General features: G+C 45.8%; 5 protein-coding genes. 3 read left to right on the top strand and 2 right to left on the bottom strand.

The annotated features are described in order from the left end of the window. Positions 1-444 (bottom strand): winged helix-turn-helix domain-containing protein (locus tag VIP81_RS29595; protein WP_331970300.1); only part of this gene is annotated, 444 nt, incomplete at its 3' end. Between the two features lie 336 nt (positions 445-780). Here VIP81_RS29595 and VIP81_RS29590 point away from each other — a divergent pair. Further along, positions 781-1,173, top strand: coding sequence for a hypothetical protein (locus tag VIP81_RS29590; RefSeq protein ID WP_331970297.1), 393 nt, complete (start codon positions 781-783; stop codon positions 1,171-1,173). 33 nt (positions 1,174-1,206) lie between these two features. Here VIP81_RS29590 and VIP81_RS29585 read toward each other — a convergent pair whose 3' ends face one another. Further along, positions 1,207-2,046, bottom strand: a complete 840-nt coding sequence (locus VIP81_RS29585) for a DoxX family protein (protein WP_331970294.1) — start codon at positions 2,044-2,046, stop codon at positions 1,207-1,209. Positions 2,047-2,222: 176 nt separating this feature from the next. On the opposite strand from VIP81_RS29585, the gene VIP81_RS29580 reads away from it, so the two are divergent. Then, positions 2,223-2,591 carry a hypothetical protein gene (locus VIP81_RS29580; protein ID WP_331970291.1) on the top strand — a complete coding sequence of 123 codons (369 nt, stop codon included), beginning with the start codon at positions 2,223-2,225 and terminating at the stop codon, positions 2,589-2,591. 54 nt (positions 2,592-2,645) lie between these two features. After that, positions 2,646-3,035, top strand: a 390-nt coding sequence (locus VIP81_RS29575) for a hypothetical protein (protein WP_331970288.1), incomplete at its 3' end; no start/stop codon positions are given.

Genomic DNA, 3,035 nt, shown 5'->3' with positions numbered 1-3,035 from the left:
CACGTACATGCCGTAGCGTCCTTTGGTGCTGGCGATGATGGCTTCAAAGATCTCAATATTGTTGTGATGGAAAAATACATCGATGTGAATATTGTCGCCGAGCCGGGCGCGGAATGTTTTATAGAATGTTTCCTGGAACGTATCGAAGGCGTAGAGTAGCAACGCTACTTTCAGTTGTTGCCCGGTATCGTCGCTGCTGACGTAGAATCCTTTCCTGTTTTGGGATTGTACAATCCCGCGTTCTACCAGCTCCTTATATCCTTTGGCGATGGTTTCGCGGGCAAATCCCAGCTTATAGATCAGCTGATTCACGGATGGCAGCAGGTCGCCACGGCCGAGCGTTTTGGCATTAATGGAATTGATGATTCCCTGTACAAACTGTTCGTGTTTGGACAAGCCGGGAATTCCTTCCAGTTCCTGTATTTGTTCGTAGATATTCCGCATAGCTATAGATTAGCAAGCAATGGATGACAGCACCTTCGGGTGCTATATAAAAATGTGCGTATGGGTAATGGTGGCATGGCGATAACGTGGAATTTTAGCCTATACTATTCTATACTATACCACCGCTAATCTATTATCTTTTTTATGAATTACAAACTTTTTTTTGTGGGTGGGTAGTGAAGCGGGTTAGTTGATCGGCTTCCTTTTCGATAGACGGCCAATTTATTCGGGGCACAAAAGACAGCATATATAAAATGACTATTTTTTTCTCCGGTGCATGGGGGAATTAGCAATTACATGCGTCATATTTTCAAAAGCGCTTTTAAATGATTGCTTATGAAGCATACTAATTTATACAAACGTTTACGGATACCTGGTTTGGCTGGTATACTATGTCTGACCTTTACCCTCACGGCTTCCGCTCAAACATCGCTCTCCCAACAGCCTTCCCGTTGCCGGGAAAGTCTGTCGAAAGAGAAGCCGCTGACCAGGCATGAAAGTGCTCGGCAGCAACAATACCCATACCTTGGGGCCAAACATGCGCAGAAAGACGGGTGCAGGCAATGGTGGCAGGGCTTTCAGGGAGTTCATCAGACGGCCTATCCGAACGATTACAGTTACAACGATTACGTTCGTAGTACCTATCCATCCAATAACGCCGGTTTCCGGTGGAATGATGTGGCGGCAGTAACGGCTATTGCCTTAGGTGCCTATATTCTTTTCAGATAACTGCCGATACAGCTGTGTATAAGATGAAGCATCTTAATTCAGCACCCCAATTTTTTGTTTACCACTGCGAAAAAAACGCATAGTTGCCGGCTGCAACAAATCCTTGCGCGACGCCGGACGCAGCGCCCAGGAAATCAATGCAAAGACGAGGAACAAGATCACTTTCCATCCGGAATCAGCAATAGACCAATGCGACACAGCCCCACCTGTGAAATCGAAAATGATACCTGCATATGCCCATTCTTTTAAGCGGGGATAACCGGGGATAGTGATGGCTACAGCGCCCAGCACTTTCCAGGTACCCAGTATCACGCAGAAGTAAGCCGGATAGCCCAGCAGTTTCATTCCCGCCACCACATAAGGTTGCAGCAGGAGGTCACTCACACCGCCGGCACCCAATACAAACACCACGAGAGAGGTACTGATCCAATACATGGTGACGGTACGCCAGGAAGTCTTAAAATCTTTAAACAGCGGTCCAAAATCGCGACGTTCCACCGGACGCAGCGCCCAGGAAGCCATAGTGATGCCGGCGAAAATTAAAGGTGCTACCGCCGCTGCAGACTGCCCTACTGCCAGGTGAGAGGCAAAGGCGCCGGTATAGGTAAAAAATAAACCTGCATATACCCATTCTTTCAAACGCGGGAAGCCAGGCATTAACAGTGCTATGACACCCAATACCTTCCATACGCCCATGATGGTGAGTATGTATTCCGGATAACCCAAATGCGCCATTATAGTGCGAACGAAGGCTGTTTTCTGCAAATCCCAGATAGCACCTACCCCGGTTTCCAGTGCGATGATGCCGGTGGTTAACCAAAAGGCAATGATACGTGTCCGGGAAGCAGCGGCTGAATTAATAAGCGTATTCATATTGTTACGTTTGTTTATGACAAATCATGTTTGATTACATTACAATAAGTATTGAGCGCGCTGGAATTGGACAAACAAGTGAAAATATTTTTTTGTGGAGGCAGGGGTGTTAATTTTTGACGATCGCTGGTATTTTCCAAATTAGATATTAGCTTAGCGCATAAAGATCCCTGTACATGAAACTTAAGCTGATCAGAAAATTTCTTGAATACGTATACAATAACTATGTGGGCAATTTTTTAGGATTCGTTGTGGCGATGGCGTCCAGCCGGCTGGTATCACATTACTTCACCACCCGCAGCATCAGGAATTTATGGGGGCTTACGGCACACAAAACGGTGATCAACAAGCACACCTACACCAATCTCGAATGGGCCATTACCATTGTGATTGGCTTTGTAGTATTCGAGATTGTTTCCAAATGGCTCACGAAAAAACTGCAGCAGTTACTGCCAAAATATAAGTTTACGAAATGGATGGTGGATGCAGATGATAAGCCGGCAGAAAAAGCCGCGGTTGTGCCGGCGGGAGTTGTGCAAGATTAGTATTACGATACTGGAAAAGTTGGCGCGGGTTCTCCATCGCAAATACATGTAATTATGTCTACTTATACCTTTTCGGACGATCTGCCTGATGATATTTCTACTGCTCCCTTGCTCATTTCCGGCCCCGATTCACTGGCATTTGATGGTAAAGTATTTTTACTGATACATCAAAATGACGGTCGCAAGTCCGCATATAAAATCCGGTATGAGTACCACTGCAGCCCTTTCAAGGCTGCCATACTAACGAATCACGTGCTTGCGGCTGGATACGAAGCATGCTTTTATTTATTTGATATAAGTACGGATACACATCTCTTAAGTCTTCAATTATCAGGATATTTCGGGTATTTGTATATAGACAATGGCCTATTCTATGTGGCGGATGCCAATGGCATCACCTGCATCAATCAACAGGGTGAAGTCCTTTGGGACAACCATCAACTG

Origin of the sequence: Chitinophaga sp. (assembly GCF_036566945.1) — a bacterium.
In the GTDB taxonomy this organism is placed as follows: Bacteria; Bacteroidota; Bacteroidia; order Chitinophagales; family Chitinophagaceae; genus Chitinophaga.
This window is presented reverse-complemented; position numbering and strand designations above follow the sequence as displayed.